Origin of the sequence: Nocardioides cremeus, assembly GCF_030518195.1 — a bacterium.
Lineage (GTDB): Bacteria > Actinomycetota > Actinomycetes > Propionibacteriales > Nocardioidaceae > Nocardioides > Nocardioides cremeus.
This window is the reverse complement of sequence record NZ_JAULSC010000028.1, coordinates 14,941-29,896: the sequence shown is the minus strand read 5'-3', so window position 1 is coordinate 29,896 and position 14,956 is coordinate 14,941. Positions and strand designations below refer to the sequence as shown.

The following is a 14,956-nucleotide window of genomic DNA, read 5'->3' as shown; positions in this document are numbered from 1 at the left end:
CTGGTCGGTGGTGGCCGCAGCCCCCTTGGGCAGATCCCATGGCCACCACCGGGCAGTTCTCGTGGCCGTCAGCGGGCAGGTTTCATGTCCGCCACTGGGCAGTTCTCACTGGCCCTTGACATACGCGCTCATCGATCTGACTCGATACTTTCTCTGGTGGTGCATGGGGGGCCTGGTGGCCTGCGGTAGTTGCTGGTGCGCGGGTCAGTTTATGTACATGGAATGGGTGCAGGACACGCCGGCACCCCGGATCCGGTTGTTCGCCGAGTTGAGGCTGCGACGTGAAGTGGCGCGCGGGCTCGTAACCATGGAGGACTTCCTGGCTGTCGAGCGGCCTGAACTGCTAGAGCCGAGGACCGAACTGGATGAACCACTTCCCCCTCAACGCACCCGAGGCCATGGGTGGCCTTTCCTTCCCGGACCATCGCGGCATTCAAGCCGTCCCGAGGAGTAGTCCTTGTCGAACGATCAGAAGCTCTCGACGGCTCTTATAGACGAGGAGGCCACGCGATCCGATGTCTTGAGTCAGGTCGAGCGTCAGGTGATCTTGCTTGTGCGACGTACGCAAAAGGTTCACCTGCATGGACGCGGCCCGGACGGTGGTCGTCCGCTCGAACGCTCCGGGTACGCGATTCTGGGTCTGATCTACGATCGAGGACCCCAGCGGCCGGGGGAGTTGGCCAGCTACTTCAGACTATACGCCTCGACTATTAGTCGGCAAGTTGCCCACTTGGAGAGGGCCGGGTTGGCTACGCGCGTACCGGACCCGGAGGACCGTCGCGCCTGTCGTATGACGCTTACTGCGGCTGGGGAAGAGTCGCTCGTTGCGACGAGGGCCAGGCGACGCGAAGCGGTGCGCGGCATTCTGGGTTCATGGCCTTCCAAGGACCAGGAGGACTTCGCCCGCCTCCTGGGCAAGTTCAACCGAGACATGGCCGAACTGGAAGACGCGACCCCCGCCCCTCCGGGGTCAACGACAGCGGAAACAGCACCACGGCCACCACGCAGAGGAGTTCGCATTCAATGACCGAGGCATCAGCCGCGCCCACACCCTCCAGCGACACGTCGACGCACGAGGGCTCTCGAATGCCGATCCTGTCGCACCGGCAGATCCTTACCGTCTTCGTCGGCCTGATGTTGGGGATGCTCGTCGCGGCGCTATCCCAAACCATCGTGGCGACCGCGTTGCCCACCATCGTCGGCGAGCTGGGTGGACAGGAGCAGTTGGCCTGGGTGGTCTCCGCCACCCTCTTGGCGTCCACGGCCTCTACTCCCATCTGGGGCAAGCTATCCGACCTCTACGGCCGAAAGATCATGTTCCAGTCCGCCATCGGGATCTTCCTCGTGGCTTCGCTGGCCGCCGGCTTTGCGCAGAACATGCCGCAACTGATCGGGTCGCGCGCCGTCCAGGGTCTGGGGGTCGGCGGACTCATGGCTCTCTCCCAAGCGATCATCGGGGACGTGGTCAGTCCTCGCGAGCGAGGGCGCTACCAGGGATACATCGGGTCCGTGTTCGGTCTCGCCACCGTCGCAGGCCCCTTGCTCGGCGGCTTCCTCGTCGAGCACCTATCCTGGCGATGGACGTTCTGGGCGCCGATTCCGGTCGGGATCGCCGCGCTGGTTGTCACCGAACGGGTGTTGAAGCTCCCCTTCCCTCGTCGTCAACATGCCATCGATTGGCTTGGGGCGTTCTTCATCGTGGGCAGTGTCAGCTCCCTGCTGCTCATGCTGTCGCTCGGGGGCAAGGAGTTCGCCTGGAACTCTGGCTGGACGTACCTCCTCGGTGCGCTTGCGCTCTTGATGCTCGCGCTCGCGGTATGGCAGGAGCGACGTGTCGTCGAACCGATCATGCCTCCGCATCTCTTCGCGAATCACACCTTCGTGATCACCAGCCTTGCGGGGTTCACCGTCGGTGTGGCGATGTTCGGCGCGATCATCTTCCTGCCTCAATACCTGCAAATCGTCAAGGGAGAGACCCCCACCGCGTCAGGCCTGCTGACCCTGCCGCTGATGGTCGGACTGTTGGTGACATCGATCGGTTCGGGACGAATCATCACCCGGACCGGTCGCTACAAGGTCTTTCCTCTCCTGGGACTCCTCATCACGACCGTCGGACTCTTCTTGATGAGCCTTCTTGATGAGAACACCTCCCTCACCCTGGCCGGTGTTTACATGCTCGTCACCGGACTCGGCATCGGCATGGTCATGCAGGTCCTGGTGTTGGCTACGCAGAACGCGGTCGAACATAAGGATCTCGGCGTCGCCACCTCCGGCGCTACATTCTTCCGCTCACTGGGCGGCGCACTTGGCGTGGCAGTCTTCGGGGCACTGCTCACCCACCGGTTGCGTGACACCATTCCCGCCCAGCTCAAGGCGGCGGGGGTGCCGCCCGGCAAGGCAGTCGGCGGTGCCACCAAACTGGGGAGCCCCGACCAGATCGCTGCGCTCCCCGAACCGATCCATACCGCTGTCACAAGCGGTTTCGCCGACGCGCTGCAGACAACGTTCCTGGCTGCCGTGCCCTTCGCGATTATCGGGTTCCTCGTCTTGCTCTTTCTCCGAGAGACGCCCCTTCGTCGCGGTACGCACCACGACAGCGCCGCCGACAACCTCACACGCGCCTTCGAGAGCGGCGTCGATCCTGATGCAGACTACGGTGACGACTTCGACCACGAAGACGATAGCGATGTGACCCAGGGCACTGACCCAACCGGCACGACACCCACGCGCGTACCCCGTTCGTAGATGCTCGCCGACCCAGATGTGGCACCCCGACGCAGTAGAAGGTCGATGACGAGGCTGCACCGCGCAGAGCTGCCAATTCCGTGACCAGGCCGCCGAGTTCACGGCGGCCGACGTAACCAGGGATCAGTCGCGACAACGTCACCGACAATCGCCCGGCAGCGTCAGTTCGACGCCGAGCACCACCTCGGGTACCGATTGCTCTTCGACGCCGATGGGGTGACCTGGCCTCCGCCTACGGCCTTCACAGAAGGCTCCCGGGGGTTGCCGCCGCGACGGGGCACCCTCGTGATCGGGCCCGATCGTCGGTGCTGGGGGTGATCGGTAGTGAGCTGCGGATGGGGGCCATGCCAACGAGGCGCTGCGTATCCTCCGAGTTGATGGCCCGTACCCGCTTCGTTGGCCGTCATGGCCGCCTTCGACGTCGTCTCGAAGGCGGCGGTGAGGTTCCGGCGCGAGACTGGTGGGTCAGCAAGCAGCGTATGTAGTCATCGGCACGCGCGCGCATTCGCAGTCGGCCGGTCCAGCTCGGTGTGCGGGGTCGTGGGTCGCGTCGGTTGACTCACCTGCCACATGAGTCGGAACCTTGGCTGCATGACCGTCAGTTCCGGATCTCAATCCTTCGCCGTCGGGCGGTCTCGGACTGCTCGTTGAGCATGGTCAGGAGCTTGTCGCCCTCGACGTCGAGGTTCGGCAGCAGGCGGTCGAGCCAGCGGGGCAGCCACCATGCTTTTTCGCTGAAGATCGCCATGAGTGCCGGGACGAGGGTCATCCGGACAATGAAGGCGTCGATGAGGATGCCCGTGGCGAGGGCGAACCCGACCTGTTTGATCATGATGTCGTGGCTGAAGATGAAGCCGGAGAACACTGAGATCATGATGGCGGCGGCTGCGACCACGACCCGGCTGGCCTGATCGAAACCGTGAATGACGCTGTGCCTTCCGTGGTGACCGTGGACGTAGGACTCGCGCATGGAGGAGACCAGGAAGACCTGGTAGTCCATGGCGAGGCCGTAGAGGATGCCGGTGACGATGATCGGCATGAAGCTCATCAGTGGGCCGCCGGTGTCGAACCCGAAGAGGCCGCTGAGCCAGCCCCATTGGAAGACGGCGGTGGTGATGCCGAAGGTGGCCAGGATGCTGAGCAGGAAGCCGATGGTGGCCTTGATGGGGACGATCACCGAGCGGAAGACCAGCATCAGGATCAGGAGCGAGAGCACGACGATGATCGCGAGGTAGAGGGGCAGCACGCCCGCGAGCTTCTCGGACATGTCCAGGTTGATGGCGGTGAAGCCGGTCACGCCCAGGCTCACCTGGTTGTGCTGGGCAATGGGGTTGCCCGGCTCACGCAGTGAGTTCACGAGGTCGCTGGTGGCAGCGTCACTGGGTCCGGAGGTGGGGATGACGCTGAACACGAGCAGGTCGCCCGCTTCGCTGGTGCCGACGGGTGCTGCCAGCACGATGTCGTCGCGTTGCTGGAGCTCCTTGGTCAGGGTGGCGGTGAGCTCGGGGGTGATCGAGGCGCCGGTCGTGGTCGGCTCTGCGGTGACCAGGAGGGGGCCGTTGAAGCCCTCGCCGAAGCCACGTGAGATTGCCTCATAGCTCTGCCGGGCGGCGGTGTCCTTGTTCGCGGTGGCGCCGGTGGGGATACCCAGGTCCATGCTCGCGGCTGGGATGGCGGCAATACCCAGGGTGGCGATGACGACAGCGATCACTGGCCACCTGAACCTGATCACGCCCTTCACCCAGTGGTCGGCCACGCTGTGGGACTCCGCCTCCACCTTCGCGCGACGCCGCTCCCGGGCCTTGGGTGAGCAGATCCGCTCTCCGACCAGGCCCAGCAGCGCCGGCAGGAGGGTTAGGGCGATGAGCACGGCCAACGCGACGGTGGTGGCCGCCACGAGTGCCATGGTGGTGAGCATCGCGATGCCGATGACGCTCAGGGCGGTGAGCGCGATGAGGACGGTGAGTCCTGCGAAGAAGACGGCACTGCCTGCGGTCCCGACGGCCCTGCTGGCTGCCTCCCGTGCGGTGAGGCCCCGGTCGAGGATCAGGCGTCGCTGACGGTTCACGACGAACAGCGCGTAGTCGATTCCGACGGCGAGGCCGACCATCAGCCCGAGCACCGGGGTCGCGGAGTTCATCGTCACCATCGTCGACAGGGCGTAGGCGCCGCCGACGCCGATCCCGACCCCGACCAGGGCGGTGATCAGCGGCAGTCCGGCTGCGACCAGCGACCCGAGGGTCAGCACCAGCACGATCGCCGCGACCGCAAGCCCGATGACCTCGCCGACCCCGACCGGAACCTCCAAGGCCTTCAGTGTGTCGCTCGGCAGGGCCGTGATGTCCGAGCCGGTCTCGGAGCGGTCGATCACGTCGAGGACTGCGGTGACGTCCTTGTCGGTCAGCGAGAACGTCGCGACCTTGAACTGGAACTGGAAGAGCGCCACCTGGGCGTCCGATGACACCAGCACGCCGGGCACCGGTCTTCCGTCGACCACCAGCGGCTGGTACGGCAGCGCCTGGCCCTGATTCGGCCCAGCAGCGGGGGTGTTCCCCGGCTGCGAGCCGGAGCCTGGTCCCGGCTCGCCTGGGCCGCCTGGTCCGACGCCGGGGGCGTCGGCAGGGGCGCCCAGCGCCGCGTCGAGGGGGTTGACGACCTGCTTGAGCGCGTAGATCTCGTTGACGGTGTTGCTGATCGTCGCGAGGCGCTCCGGGGTGTCGAGACGCTGACCCTCAGGGGCGGTGAAGACCACACTTGCCTGGCCCCCCGAGGCTTGGGGGAGCTCCGCGGTGACACGGTCGAGAACGGTCTGCGCCTCGGTGCCTTCGATCTTCATCTCCGAGCTCACGCTCACGCCGTTGATGGCAAAGCCGGCCACGACCACCGCGAGCACGGCCAGCCAGCCCGCGATGAACAACCAGGGGCGACCGAAGGCAGTTCGCCCGAGCCGGTACAGGAACGTAGACATGCGGGCTGTTTCTCCTCAGTGGGGGAACTGCGTGTGGCTAGAAGCCGGTACGCAGGTAGTCGAAGGTGATGTCGAGGAAGGAGGTGTAGTCCATCGCGCCCGGCGAAGCGTCGCGGTCACCGTCAAGTCGCACGTCGAGGGTGCCCTCCAGGGCGGCCGTGACGGCGCCGTACACGGCTCCGAAGAGCAATGGCACGTAGATGCCGGGGTAACGGTCCCCAGCCAACGATCCCAACAACTCCTGGGCAGACTGGCGCATCCGTTGCTGGACACCCAGAACGTAAGGCTCGAGCGTCGGGTACTGCCGAGCCATCGCCAGCAACTCCCGCATCGACACCAGCGTGTCGGCCGTAAACTGCTCCCGCATCACCGCGAGGAGAGCGTCGGGCAACGGGAGGTCCGCCGGTAGGCCTGACAAGATCGCACCGACATCGTCAATGCGGCTGAAGGCCACCGAGGCGACCGCCTCCTCCTTGCAGGAGAAATGGTTCGCAAACGTGCGACGGGAGTACCCAGCCCGCTCGACCACGTCTGCGGTGACGAAACCGAACAGACCCCGCTCACGGGTCAGCTCGAACGCCGCTTGGGCCAGGGCATGAGCCGTCGCCTCGCGTTTCACATCCCGCAATCCACGCTCCATGTACCCAGTATGGGGGTCGCTGCCCAATGAGCAACATTGCCCAATGAGCAGGGCGATATCCACGCAACCGCCGTGCGGAACCAATCGACGACTGGCGCTGAGCAGTTCGCTGACGCGGTGCTGGCTCTGCTGGCGGTCGCTCGCCGGACGAGGGGTCGACTGCAGCCGTCGTCGAACACGTCGAACTTGAGCCAGAACTTCGCACCCTCGCCGGCCCAGATCCCGAGGATGTCGCGCTCCCGGCAGCGGTGACCCCGTTGACGACGTAGAACGGCGCTTTAGCCTCGATCCACCGATGAGCTGGGGTTGAGCGTCCGCGGTCGCTGACGAGGGGTTCTCGGGTGCGTGGGCGTGGCTGTTGGTCTGGCCTCGCTGCCAGGTCGTTCCAGGTTGGTCGTCGTGCCGTGTCGGCTGGGGTGGTCAGGTCGTCGATGCCGGTGGTGGTCCGCAGACCCGGGTGAAGAGCTCGGTCCAGGCGGTCTCCCAGGGCCACGCGGTTGGGAGGTGAAGGGTCACTCTTCGCGCGGAGGATGCCACTCGGGCGGGCACGGCGATGAGTTTGCGGCGGATGGTCGCGGTGGTGGCCTTGGCGAGTCCCGGGCCGGTGATGGTCGCGGCGGCTCGGGTCAGGTTGAACGCCATCACGGCCAGCACGAGCCAGGCTGCGTTCGCGGTGAACTTGCCCTGAGGGCAGGTGAGCCAGCGCGGAGTTCTTCAGGTCGGCGTGGACCTGTTCGATGATCGCGTGGCCACGGTGGGTCTTGTCCGCGGCCACCGTGTCGGCCACGACCGGGGCGGTGGTGGTGAAAAAGGCGTGGAAGCGCCAGGTGTCGAACAGGGTGTCCTGGCCGTCCTTGCTGCCCGGGTTGAGGTCCGGGATCCGGCGCACCACCAGCCGTCCTGGCACGTGGTTGGTCTTCTTCTGCGCAGCGAACGCGGTGAAGGGAATCTCGGTGACCTCGGCGCGGGAGATCCAGGTCTTGGTCTGCTCGTCGAACACGGCGTCGGTGTACTCGATCGGGGTCCAGGCGTCCTGGGCGATCGTGGTGATCGCGGCCTTGATGCGGTTGTCCAGGCGGACAGTGACCGAGACGTCTGCGCCGGCCTTGAGCGCGGCTGCGATGCTCGGGTGTCCGTAGAACGCGGAGTCCGCGCGCACCAGCGGTCGCAGGCTGGAGGCACCTGTGAGCTGGTGGGTGGTCTTCAACGCGTCGGCGACCAAACGCTTCGCACCCCGTGGTGAACCGCACGATCCCTTGCGGAGCCGTTGGGCCACGATCAGCGGCGCGGTGTCCTTGGTGGACACGGTGGCGAGTAGCGCGTTGAGGCCGCGGACCCCGGAGTAGCCGTAGCCTGAGCCCTGCTTGGCGTGGCCGTGGACCTCGAAGATGGTGTCGTCGATGTCGACCATCACCCGCTGGGTCGACTCCTGGCCCGCAGTGATCATCGGTGCCTGGTCGGCCAGCCGGGTCAGGAACCGGGAGGCGACAGCGTCGAGCTGGCGGACGTGGCCGAACGTGAACGACCGCAAGAACGATCCCAGCGTCGAGGGCGCGTAGGCGCTGGTGAAGACCCGGCCCATCCCGCCATGACGAAGAAGCGCCATGTCGTCGATGGAGTCCGCGCCTGCGACCATCCCAGCGACCAGGGAGGCGACCTTCAGACCGGAGTTGGCGCCCTTGTACGTTGGCACCGACAAGTGCTGCTGAGCGAGCTCGTGGAGCCCGGCGGACCGGGCCAGCGCGAGGACCGGGACCAGCCCGGCCGACGACACGAGATTCGGATCATCGAACACCGCCGACGTGGCACGGGGCGTGTGGCAGAGTTGCATCTACGAGATGCCCTTCGTGGTGGTGGAAATCGGTCCCTAGACAAGACAGATTTTCCCAGCACGTAAGGGCATTCTCACTTCACGACGCGCTCACCCGACCAACCTCATCGGTGGATCGAGGTTTAGTGACCTGGCCGTCGCGCACCTCGACCATGATCGCGTCGATAAAGATCACCGGGTAGACGGCGGATTCCTGTGGTCGGTGCTGCCACTCGACAATCTCCGCGGTCACCTTCTCGGTGATCCGGCCGATCGTGTCCTTGCTGATGCTCGCGCCGTAGACATCGGCGATGTGTGCGGCGACCTCACCGGTGGTCAGGCCACGCGCGGTCAGCGACAACACGATCTGGTCGACTCTATCGAGGCGGCGTTGCCGCTTCTTCACGATCCGTGGATCGAAGGTGCCCTCGCGGTCGCGTGGGACGTCGACCTCGACCGGTTCGACGTCTGTCAGCACCGTTTGGGTCTGGTTCCGTTCCTGGAGTTGCCGCAGTTACGGCCCGTGGCCGCCGCCGAGGGGCGCAGGAGGCGGGGCTGGCTCGGCGAACCGGCGCCCGGACTGAGTCTCCCGCGGCCGATCGCGACCCGTCGGTCAGGGCCGGATCGACTCCCCGAAGTCGTCGGCCGTGAGTTCGCGGGCGGTTGTGCCGGGACGAAGATGGACCACGGGGCACCGCGCGCTGGCGATCAGTGCGTGTGTCAGGCTTCCCTCCGCGAATTGCACAGCAGCTCCGTGGGGGGAGTTGCCGATCGCTACCGTTCGCGCGTCGACGTTGTTGGCGTGTCGGGCGAGGACCCGCCCAGCAGCGGCGTGGTCGCCAACGCTGTGCAGCAGCAGCCCGCTCGCGGTGCTTCCGTGTTGGGTGAGCCAGTCGATGTGGCGACGCAGGGCTTGCCGCTCCCAGCCCCAGTCCGCCGCGTCGATGGCGAACTCCTCGACGATGGTGGTCTCGTGAACGTGAACGAGTTCGATTGGACTCCCCGTCATTCGGGCCAATTCGGCCGCGGCCGCGACGAGGTCACGGGCGTCCTCGGCCGCGGCGATCGCGATGACGACTGGCCGGTGTTGCCTACCGGGCGTCGCATCGAGGCGGACCAGGGTCGGCTCGACAGGCTCCTCGGTTGAGGTGATCGGTTCTCCGGCGGACTGCCCCGACTCGGCGGCGGCGAGCAGCTGGTGGCCGGTGGCCAGCACGATAATGGCGAGGGCGATCGCCCCGGCACCGACGAAGAACGGCACGCTGAGGTCGTAGTGGTCGGCCAGCTTGCCCGCTGCGTAGGGCGCGAGTCCGCCGCCGATGAACCGGACGAACCCGTAGGCCGAGGACGCGACCGGTCGCTCGACGGGCGAGACGAGCATGACCGCCTGGGTGGTGAGCGTGTTGTTGATGCCGATGAAAGCGCCGCTGACCACGACGGCGGTGATCACCACTGACGGCGTGTCCACCCCGACCGCGATCACGGCGAGCACAACGGACAGTGCGGCGAGGTTTGCATACAGCACCGGGGCGGTGCCGAAGCGGCCCTGCATACGCGGTGCGACGAACACACTGAAGATGGCCACCAGCAGGCCCCAGCCGAAGAACACCAGACCGAGCCGGTGCGCGTTGAGCTCCATCGGGTAGGGCGCGTACCCGAGCATGGTGAAGAAGCCCCAGTTGTACAGCAGCGCAGCCAATCCCATGGTGAGCAGCCCGCGATGGCGCAGCGCGCGCAGTGGCGCGCTGAACGGGGTCGGCCGTGCGGGCTTCGGCTGCGACGGGACGAACAGCATGGTGGCCACCAGGGCGATGCCCATCAGGACGGCGACCCCGAAGAATGGTCCCCGCCAACTGATGCTGCCGAGCTCGCCGCCCAACAGTGGTCCCACGGCGATACCGAGCCCGAGGGCGGCCTCGTAGAGGATGATGGCCCCCGCGAAGCCGCCGGTGGCCGACGAGACGATCACGGCCAGGCTGGTGGCGATGAACAGGGCGTTGCCCAGCCCCCAGCCGGCGCGGAAACCGACGATGCCGTTGATGGTTCCCGACGTTCCGGCCAGGGCGGAGAACACCACGATGATCATCAGGCCGAGCACCAGCGTGCGCTTCGCACCGATCCGGCTGGAGATCGGACCGACCACTAGCATGGCCACCGCGGTCACGATCAGGTAGCTGGTGAACAGCAGCGACACCTGGCTCGGTGTCGCGCGCAGGTCGTGCGCCAGCGCGGGCAGGATGGGGTCGACCAGACCGATTCCCATGAATGAGATGACGCAGGCGAAGGCGACCGCCCACACCGCCCGGGGCTGGCGGAACGGGCTCGCGAGGGGTTCGTGCGGTGCGTGTGGGGCTGTCATCTGACTCCTCCGGGACGCGGACGGTCAGCCCGTCCGGAAACAGCTGGGACGTTGGCGAGGTCGGCCAGCCGCGCGAATGCCGGCAGCGCCCGGCTGATCGCTGCCTGCTCGTCGAGATCAAGCTCGTTGAGCAGGGCCTCCAGCGCCGCTGCTCGTTCTAGTCGCCGCTCGGCCACCAAATTCCGGCCCGCGCCGGTGACCGTGACGATCACCACCCGGCCGTCCTCCGGGGAGGGAGCGCGTTGAACCAGATCCTCGCGCTCGAGCCGGGAGACGAGCTGAGTCATGCTGGGCTGCGAGACCCCTTCGCTGGCGGCAAGGTCGGTCAGACGCTGGGGTCCGTCTAGGTCCAGTCGCGTCAGCACGCTAGCCGCCGTGAGCCCGAGGCCACCGGTCGTGGCGAGTCGCCGCATCACACGCGAGAGCTGCTCGAGAACCGCCGCCACCGTTTCTGCACGCTTAGCCGCGGGAAACAACATAGTGAAACTATATACCATCCTTATGCAAGAACGCTGGCAACCAGACCGGCGCGTGCCCTTGCTCGAAGCCGCAGTCCGCTGGGTTGGGCCGGTAGCGTGACGTCAGGGCGGACTGTCGTTCAGTGTCGGCACCGGTCCGGTCCGCGTGTTGTTCTCGACGTAGGGGAGTGCGCATGGGTGGTGAAGGGGTGGGGGCTGACGCCGTGCGGAGCCAATTGACGGCTGGCGCTGCTGAGCAGTTCGCTGACGCGGTGCTGGCTCTGCTGGCGGTCGCCCGCCGGACGAGGGGTCGACTGCAGCCGCTCTTCGACGACGTCACCGTGCCTCAGTTGGTCCTTCTCGATGCTGTGCAGGCCTGCGGTGGCGAGGGCATCGCCGCCATCTCGGCGTACACGTTGCTGAGCCAACCGACGGTGACCCAGCAGGCGGCCGGGCTGGAAGCAGCCGGGCTGCTGAGTCGCGTCCCGGCCGACGACGATCGACGCCGGCGCGTCCTGAGGCTGACGGAGCGTGGGGAGCAGCTCCTTGCGGCCAAGCGCGCCCTCGTTGCCAACCGGTTGTCAGCGGCCTGGAGATCCCTGACCGTCGAGGAGCAATCGATAGCGGTCCCCATGCTTCGCCACCTCACCGTTCTCGTGTCTGAACTTGCCTGAGGCCAGACGATTACCCTTTCCTTCCTATGTAACTCGGCGCAGTGTCAGCCCCACGTCTTCGCTCCGCACTTCGGCCGCCGCCGGACCCACCGTCTTGCCCGGCCAGTTGGGAGGTGGGCTGTGCGCTTTGCGGACCTCAACGGGCTCGGATGGCACTACCTGGCAGGGGCCTTCTTCGACGTGGTCCGCTACCTCATGTGGTGGCTCGTCGGTGGCCTCGTTGCCTGTGGAAGCTGCTGGTATGTCAGCGCCAACGTGTACGAGAACTGAGTGCGCGAAACGCCGGCTCCCAGCGTCCGGATGGCGGCTGAGCTGCGGCTACGACGAGACGTACGTCGGGACTGCCGCGCGCTCGAGGAGTACCTCGCCAGGCAGGAGGCTCACGGGACTCGAACGGAAGGCCGGCCCCAGACCGATCGGCTCAGCCTCAACGGCGGATCGGCAACTCCCACCCGCTCTCGCGAAGGACTCACTGGCGCCGACGCGCTGACGAATAGGCCCCACCAGAAGTTCTCCAACAGAATGCCCGAGAACAGGATCCCCACCATGGCGCCTGCTCCGGAGACGCCCTGCCCCGATCGCGACGGCCTGCGGTCGCGGGTCGTCGGGGAAGGCGTCGACCAGGACCGAGAGAGTCGCCGGCATCACCGCGGCGGCGCCCGATACCGGCCAGGCCTCGCAGCGTGATTGTGGGGTGCGCGGCTGCTCCACCAGCCCGGACGCCAGCGATGCGACAGCGAACAAGACGAGGCCGGCAACCAGGAACTGTCGACGTCCCCACCGGTCGGCTGCGATCCCGACCGGTAGCAGCAAGGCCGCCAAGACCAGGGCGAGACGTTCAACACCCACGTCAACTCGGTCTGCGTGGCCGCGGTGCTCTCGGCGATGTCCGGTAGCGCGAGCGAGAGGGAGGACGCGGCACCGATCACCAGAGCGAGGTCCACACACATCGTCACAACAGGCGGTCAGACCACCGCGTCCGGCCCGGCGGAGAACCGGCGCAGAAGTAGTCACTGACATCCGCAAATACGGGGCGTCGGTCTCGGGGACAGCAACGCGAGGGCTCGGGTGCAGCGTCGGGCCAGGACGCGAGGCGCCCTTCTGCGATGCCGTTCGGAGCCGGTAACGATTCGGATTGGTCAGCGGAATCCGTCGAGCGGGATCCTCACTGACCGGATCCTTGGCCGAACGATCCCGTCGGCTCGCCCTGCAGGAAATGTCCCACGTCCACCTTCAGGAAGAGCGCGGTAGAGCAGACGACCCGCCTCGAGGTGGCAACCTCCGACATCGTGGCCTCCACGAACAGCTTGCGGCCCTCCGTGCGCGTGATGTTGGCACGCAACTCGTACTCAACCCCGAGGAGGACCGGGGCCAGATAGTCGAGAACAAGGTTGCGCGTGACTGCCGGCCCGTCAGTGAGGTAGAGCAGGAATCCGTAGAAGTCGTCCACCACCGCCGCCACGGCACCGCCGTGAGCGATGCCGGGTGCGCCGACGTGGCGTTCGTCGAAGGTGTGGCGCGCAACAACGCCGTCACCCTCGCGATGAACCCGGAGATGGTGACCGTGCGGATTGTTCTCCCCGCATCCCAGGCACGCGGCGTGGTGAGCCGGCAACCGAGAACCGTCCGGATGGGTGCGGAACTTCGCAGCCCACGTCGAGATCAGATCCTCGAGACTGGTCACAACGTGGCCTCCTGTCGCAGGAACGTGCTCCAGGCCTCGATCGCCTGCCGTCGGCGGCCGTTGCTGCGGTGGTCGGCGTGCATCCCGCTCACGCCACTGCCGAGCAGGAGATCAAGAGTGAGACGGACAAGGACCGGGTCATCGGTGACCCACGTGCGACACACAGACCGGAGCTCGGCATCGACCCGGAGCTCGGCTGGGACCAGCTTCTCCCGCAGGGCAGCGTTCGCCCGGCTCGCGACCCACAGCTCCAGCGTGGCCGCATAGAGAGGACCGGAGAGAGCCTCGGCCAACAGGTCCAGGGCGGCGCGCGCCAGCCGCTCCTTCGCCCCGGGCCGCTCCACGTCTTCAGTAGCCATGCGGTCGAGGCTGGCGGACATGCTCTCCAGGCGCTTCTGGGCGAGGTGCTCGACCGCGGCAACCACCATGTCGTCGCGAGTCCCGAAGTGGTGGAGCTGGGCGCCGCGCGACAAGCCGGCCTTGTTCGCCACAGCCACGCTGGTCGTCCCGTGGTAACCGTGCTCGACCAAACATGCCACCGTCGCGTCGAGAAGAACCCGGCGGGTCGCAGCGGATCGCTCTTCTTGTCCTGTCACCCGCCCAGCATACCTACATGCGTGAATGTATGTTCTTGGCGGATCGTCCTGTCCGGTCTCGTCCCGCAGGAGCGGCGGTCGGAAAGCCGGACCGGTTCCTACGTGACCGGCTCGCAGCCGCCCGGGAGCTGGTGGTGTCAGCGGTCGAAGGCATGTCCCTCAGGTTGAGGAACCCGCCGCAGTCACCGGTCGAGATCACCCAATTGCTGGCCCAGGGGCGACTCGCGCCCAAGTTCGGCGCCGAACTCCTCCGGCTCCTCGGCGAGTAACCGCCCTGCGTCGGGCTCGAGGACTTACGGGCGCCTGGTCTGGACGCGGCACAGAGCATCGAGGTTGCGTTGGTCGGTGTCGGCGAGGGTGTGGAGGTACTTCTGGGTGGTCTGGATCTGCGCTTGTCCCGTCCGTTCCATGACGGACATGAGGTCCTGCAAGACCGTGCGGACCGACTCGCGGATCATGCCGACGCCGTCGCCCGATGCGGAACGGCTGGCTCGAGCAACTCGGACAGGGCAGACTGGGACAAGGCCATCGATGGGTCTCGCCCGGGGCACAACGGGGGCGCCGTTGTGCGCGGTCATGCGGACCACGCCGGTCCTGCCCCGGTGGAGCCGGCCATCCGGGGAGCGCGTGCCCTGGGGGGGAACACGCCGAGCAGCTGGCCCTCGCCGACCAGGCGCACGGCCGTGCGCAAAGCGGCCTCCCCTGCTCCGCCGCCGGACCGGTCGACGGGCACCTGGCGGCAGGCGGTGAAGAAATGGCGGCGCAGCCGGCCGCGCAGGCCGCGTCCGGTGAAGTAGGAGCTCTTGGCGAGGAAGATGATGCGGCGGCGCACGACCAGCCAGTCGTAGAAGGACGTGTGGTTGGAGGCCAAGATCGCCGGTCCCGAGGTCGGGACGTGTCGCAGCCCCCTCGACCCGGGGTCGCAGGGCGACGAGCAGGGGAGACGTCCAGACGACCTTGGTCACCAGTACGGGTAGCCGTCGCGCTGTACCGGGACCTCGTCGCGCCGGTCTGCCGCGCCG

At 66.8% G+C, this 14,956-nt stretch carries 12 protein-coding genes and 2 pseudogenes; 4 read left to right on the top strand and 10 right to left on the bottom strand.

The features are described 5' to 3' along the window. Nucleotides 1-541: 541 nt before the first annotated feature. Nucleotides 542-1,027: a MarR family winged helix-turn-helix transcriptional regulator gene (locus tag QWJ41_RS22095; protein WP_369292738.1), complete on the top strand. Its 486-nt coding sequence runs from the start codon at nucleotides 542-544 to the stop codon at nucleotides 1,025-1,027. 59 nt (nucleotides 1,028-1,086) lie between these two features. Then, entirely contained in the window at nucleotides 1,087-2,745 is a 1,659-nt protein-coding gene (locus QWJ41_RS19110) for an MDR family MFS transporter (RefSeq protein WP_302710068.1), read from the top strand. A 598-nt stretch (nucleotides 2,746-3,343) separates the two neighbouring features. Here QWJ41_RS19110 and QWJ41_RS19105 read toward each other — a convergent pair. From QWJ41_RS19105 to QWJ41_RS19080, 6 genes and pseudogenes are all read right to left on the bottom strand, one after another. Next, on the bottom strand, nucleotides 3,344-5,629 hold the full coding sequence (locus QWJ41_RS19105) for an MMPL family transporter (RefSeq protein WP_302710067.1): 2,286 nt from the start codon (nucleotides 5,627-5,629) through the stop codon (nucleotides 3,344-3,346). A gap of 121 nt (nucleotides 5,630-5,750) precedes the next feature. Beyond that, nucleotides 5,751-6,332 carry a TetR/AcrR family transcriptional regulator gene (locus tag QWJ41_RS19100; protein WP_056681090.1) on the bottom strand — a complete coding sequence of 194 codons (582 nt, stop codon included), beginning with the start codon at nucleotides 6,330-6,332 and terminating at the stop codon, nucleotides 5,751-5,753. Between the two features lie 441 nt (nucleotides 6,333-6,773). Beyond that, nucleotides 6,774-8,184, bottom strand: a pseudogene (locus QWJ41_RS19095) (IS1380 family transposase). Nucleotides 8,185-8,311: 127 nt separating this feature from the next. Then, nucleotides 8,312-8,691: pseudogene (locus QWJ41_RS19090) on the bottom strand (transposase); the annotation flags it as partial. Nucleotides 8,692-8,776: 85 nt separating this feature from the next. Next, nucleotides 8,777-10,522, bottom strand: a complete 1,746-nt coding sequence (locus QWJ41_RS19085) for an MFS transporter (protein WP_056681096.1) — start codon at nucleotides 10,520-10,522, stop codon at nucleotides 8,777-8,779. Further along, a complete protein-coding gene (locus QWJ41_RS19080; protein WP_056681097.1) occupies nucleotides 10,519-11,001 on the bottom strand; it encodes a MarR family winged helix-turn-helix transcriptional regulator in 483 nt (160 codons plus the stop codon). Before QWJ41_RS19080 ends, QWJ41_RS19085 begins: the two co-directional genes overlap by 4 nt. A 251-nt stretch (nucleotides 11,002-11,252) precedes the next feature. Here QWJ41_RS19080 and QWJ41_RS19075 point away from each other — a divergent pair, with 251 nt between their 5' ends. Further along, complete coding sequence (locus tag QWJ41_RS19075) at nucleotides 11,253-11,654, top strand: MarR family winged helix-turn-helix transcriptional regulator (protein WP_162250945.1); 402 nt, start codon at nucleotides 11,253-11,255, stop codon at nucleotides 11,652-11,654. A gap of 318 nt (nucleotides 11,655-11,972) precedes the next feature. Here QWJ41_RS19075 and QWJ41_RS22090 read toward each other — a convergent pair whose 3' ends face one another. From QWJ41_RS22090 to QWJ41_RS19065, 3 genes are all read right to left on the bottom strand, one after another. Then, on the bottom strand, nucleotides 11,973-12,674 hold the full coding sequence (locus tag QWJ41_RS22090) for an MFS transporter (protein WP_156393617.1): 702 nt from the start codon (nucleotides 12,672-12,674) through the stop codon (nucleotides 11,973-11,975). 145 nt (nucleotides 12,675-12,819) lie between these two features. Further along, complete coding sequence (locus tag QWJ41_RS19070) at nucleotides 12,820-13,338, bottom strand: PaaI family thioesterase (protein ID WP_056681105.1); 519 nt, start codon at nucleotides 13,336-13,338, stop codon at nucleotides 12,820-12,822. Beyond that, nucleotides 13,335-13,934: a TetR/AcrR family transcriptional regulator gene (locus tag QWJ41_RS19065; protein WP_156393618.1), complete on the bottom strand. Its 600-nt coding sequence runs from the start codon at nucleotides 13,932-13,934 to the stop codon at nucleotides 13,335-13,337. Before QWJ41_RS19065 ends, QWJ41_RS19070 begins: the two co-directional genes overlap by 4 nt. Between QWJ41_RS19065 and QWJ41_RS22430 the strand changes: the two genes are divergently transcribed. Then, entirely contained in the window at nucleotides 13,871-14,203 is a 333-nt protein-coding gene (locus QWJ41_RS22430; RefSeq protein WP_500684574.1) for a VapC50 family PIN domain-containing toxin, read from the top strand. The two genes, QWJ41_RS19065 and QWJ41_RS22430, sit on opposite strands and share 64 nt — an antisense overlap. A gap of 305 nt (nucleotides 14,204-14,508) precedes the next feature. On the opposite strand, the gene QWJ41_RS19060 is transcribed toward QWJ41_RS22430, so the two are convergent. Then, a complete protein-coding gene (locus tag QWJ41_RS19060) occupies nucleotides 14,509-14,838 on the bottom strand; it encodes a lysophospholipid acyltransferase family protein (protein WP_439117348.1) in 330 nt (109 codons plus the stop codon). Nucleotides 14,839-14,956: the final 118 nt, after the last annotated feature.

Coding starts and splice junctions, on each gene's coding strand:
- QWJ41_RS19110 (WP_302710068.1), top strand. CDS start 1,087: ATGCCGATCCTGTCGCACCGGCAGATCCTTACCGTCTTCGTCGGCCTG.
- QWJ41_RS19085 (WP_056681096.1), bottom strand. CDS start 10,522: ATGACAGCCCCACACGCACCGCACGAACCCCTCGCGAGCCCGTTCCGC.
- QWJ41_RS19080 (WP_056681097.1), bottom strand. CDS start 11,001: ATGTTGTTTCCCGCGGCTAAGCGTGCAGAAACGGTGGCGGCGGTTCTC.
- QWJ41_RS22090 (WP_156393617.1), bottom strand. CDS start 12,674: ATGTCAGTGACTACTTCTGCGCCGGTTCTCCGCCGGGCCGGACGCGGT.
- QWJ41_RS22430 (WP_500684574.1), top strand. CDS start 13,871: ATGCCACCGTCGCGTCGAGAAGAACCCGGCGGGTCGCAGCGGATCGCT.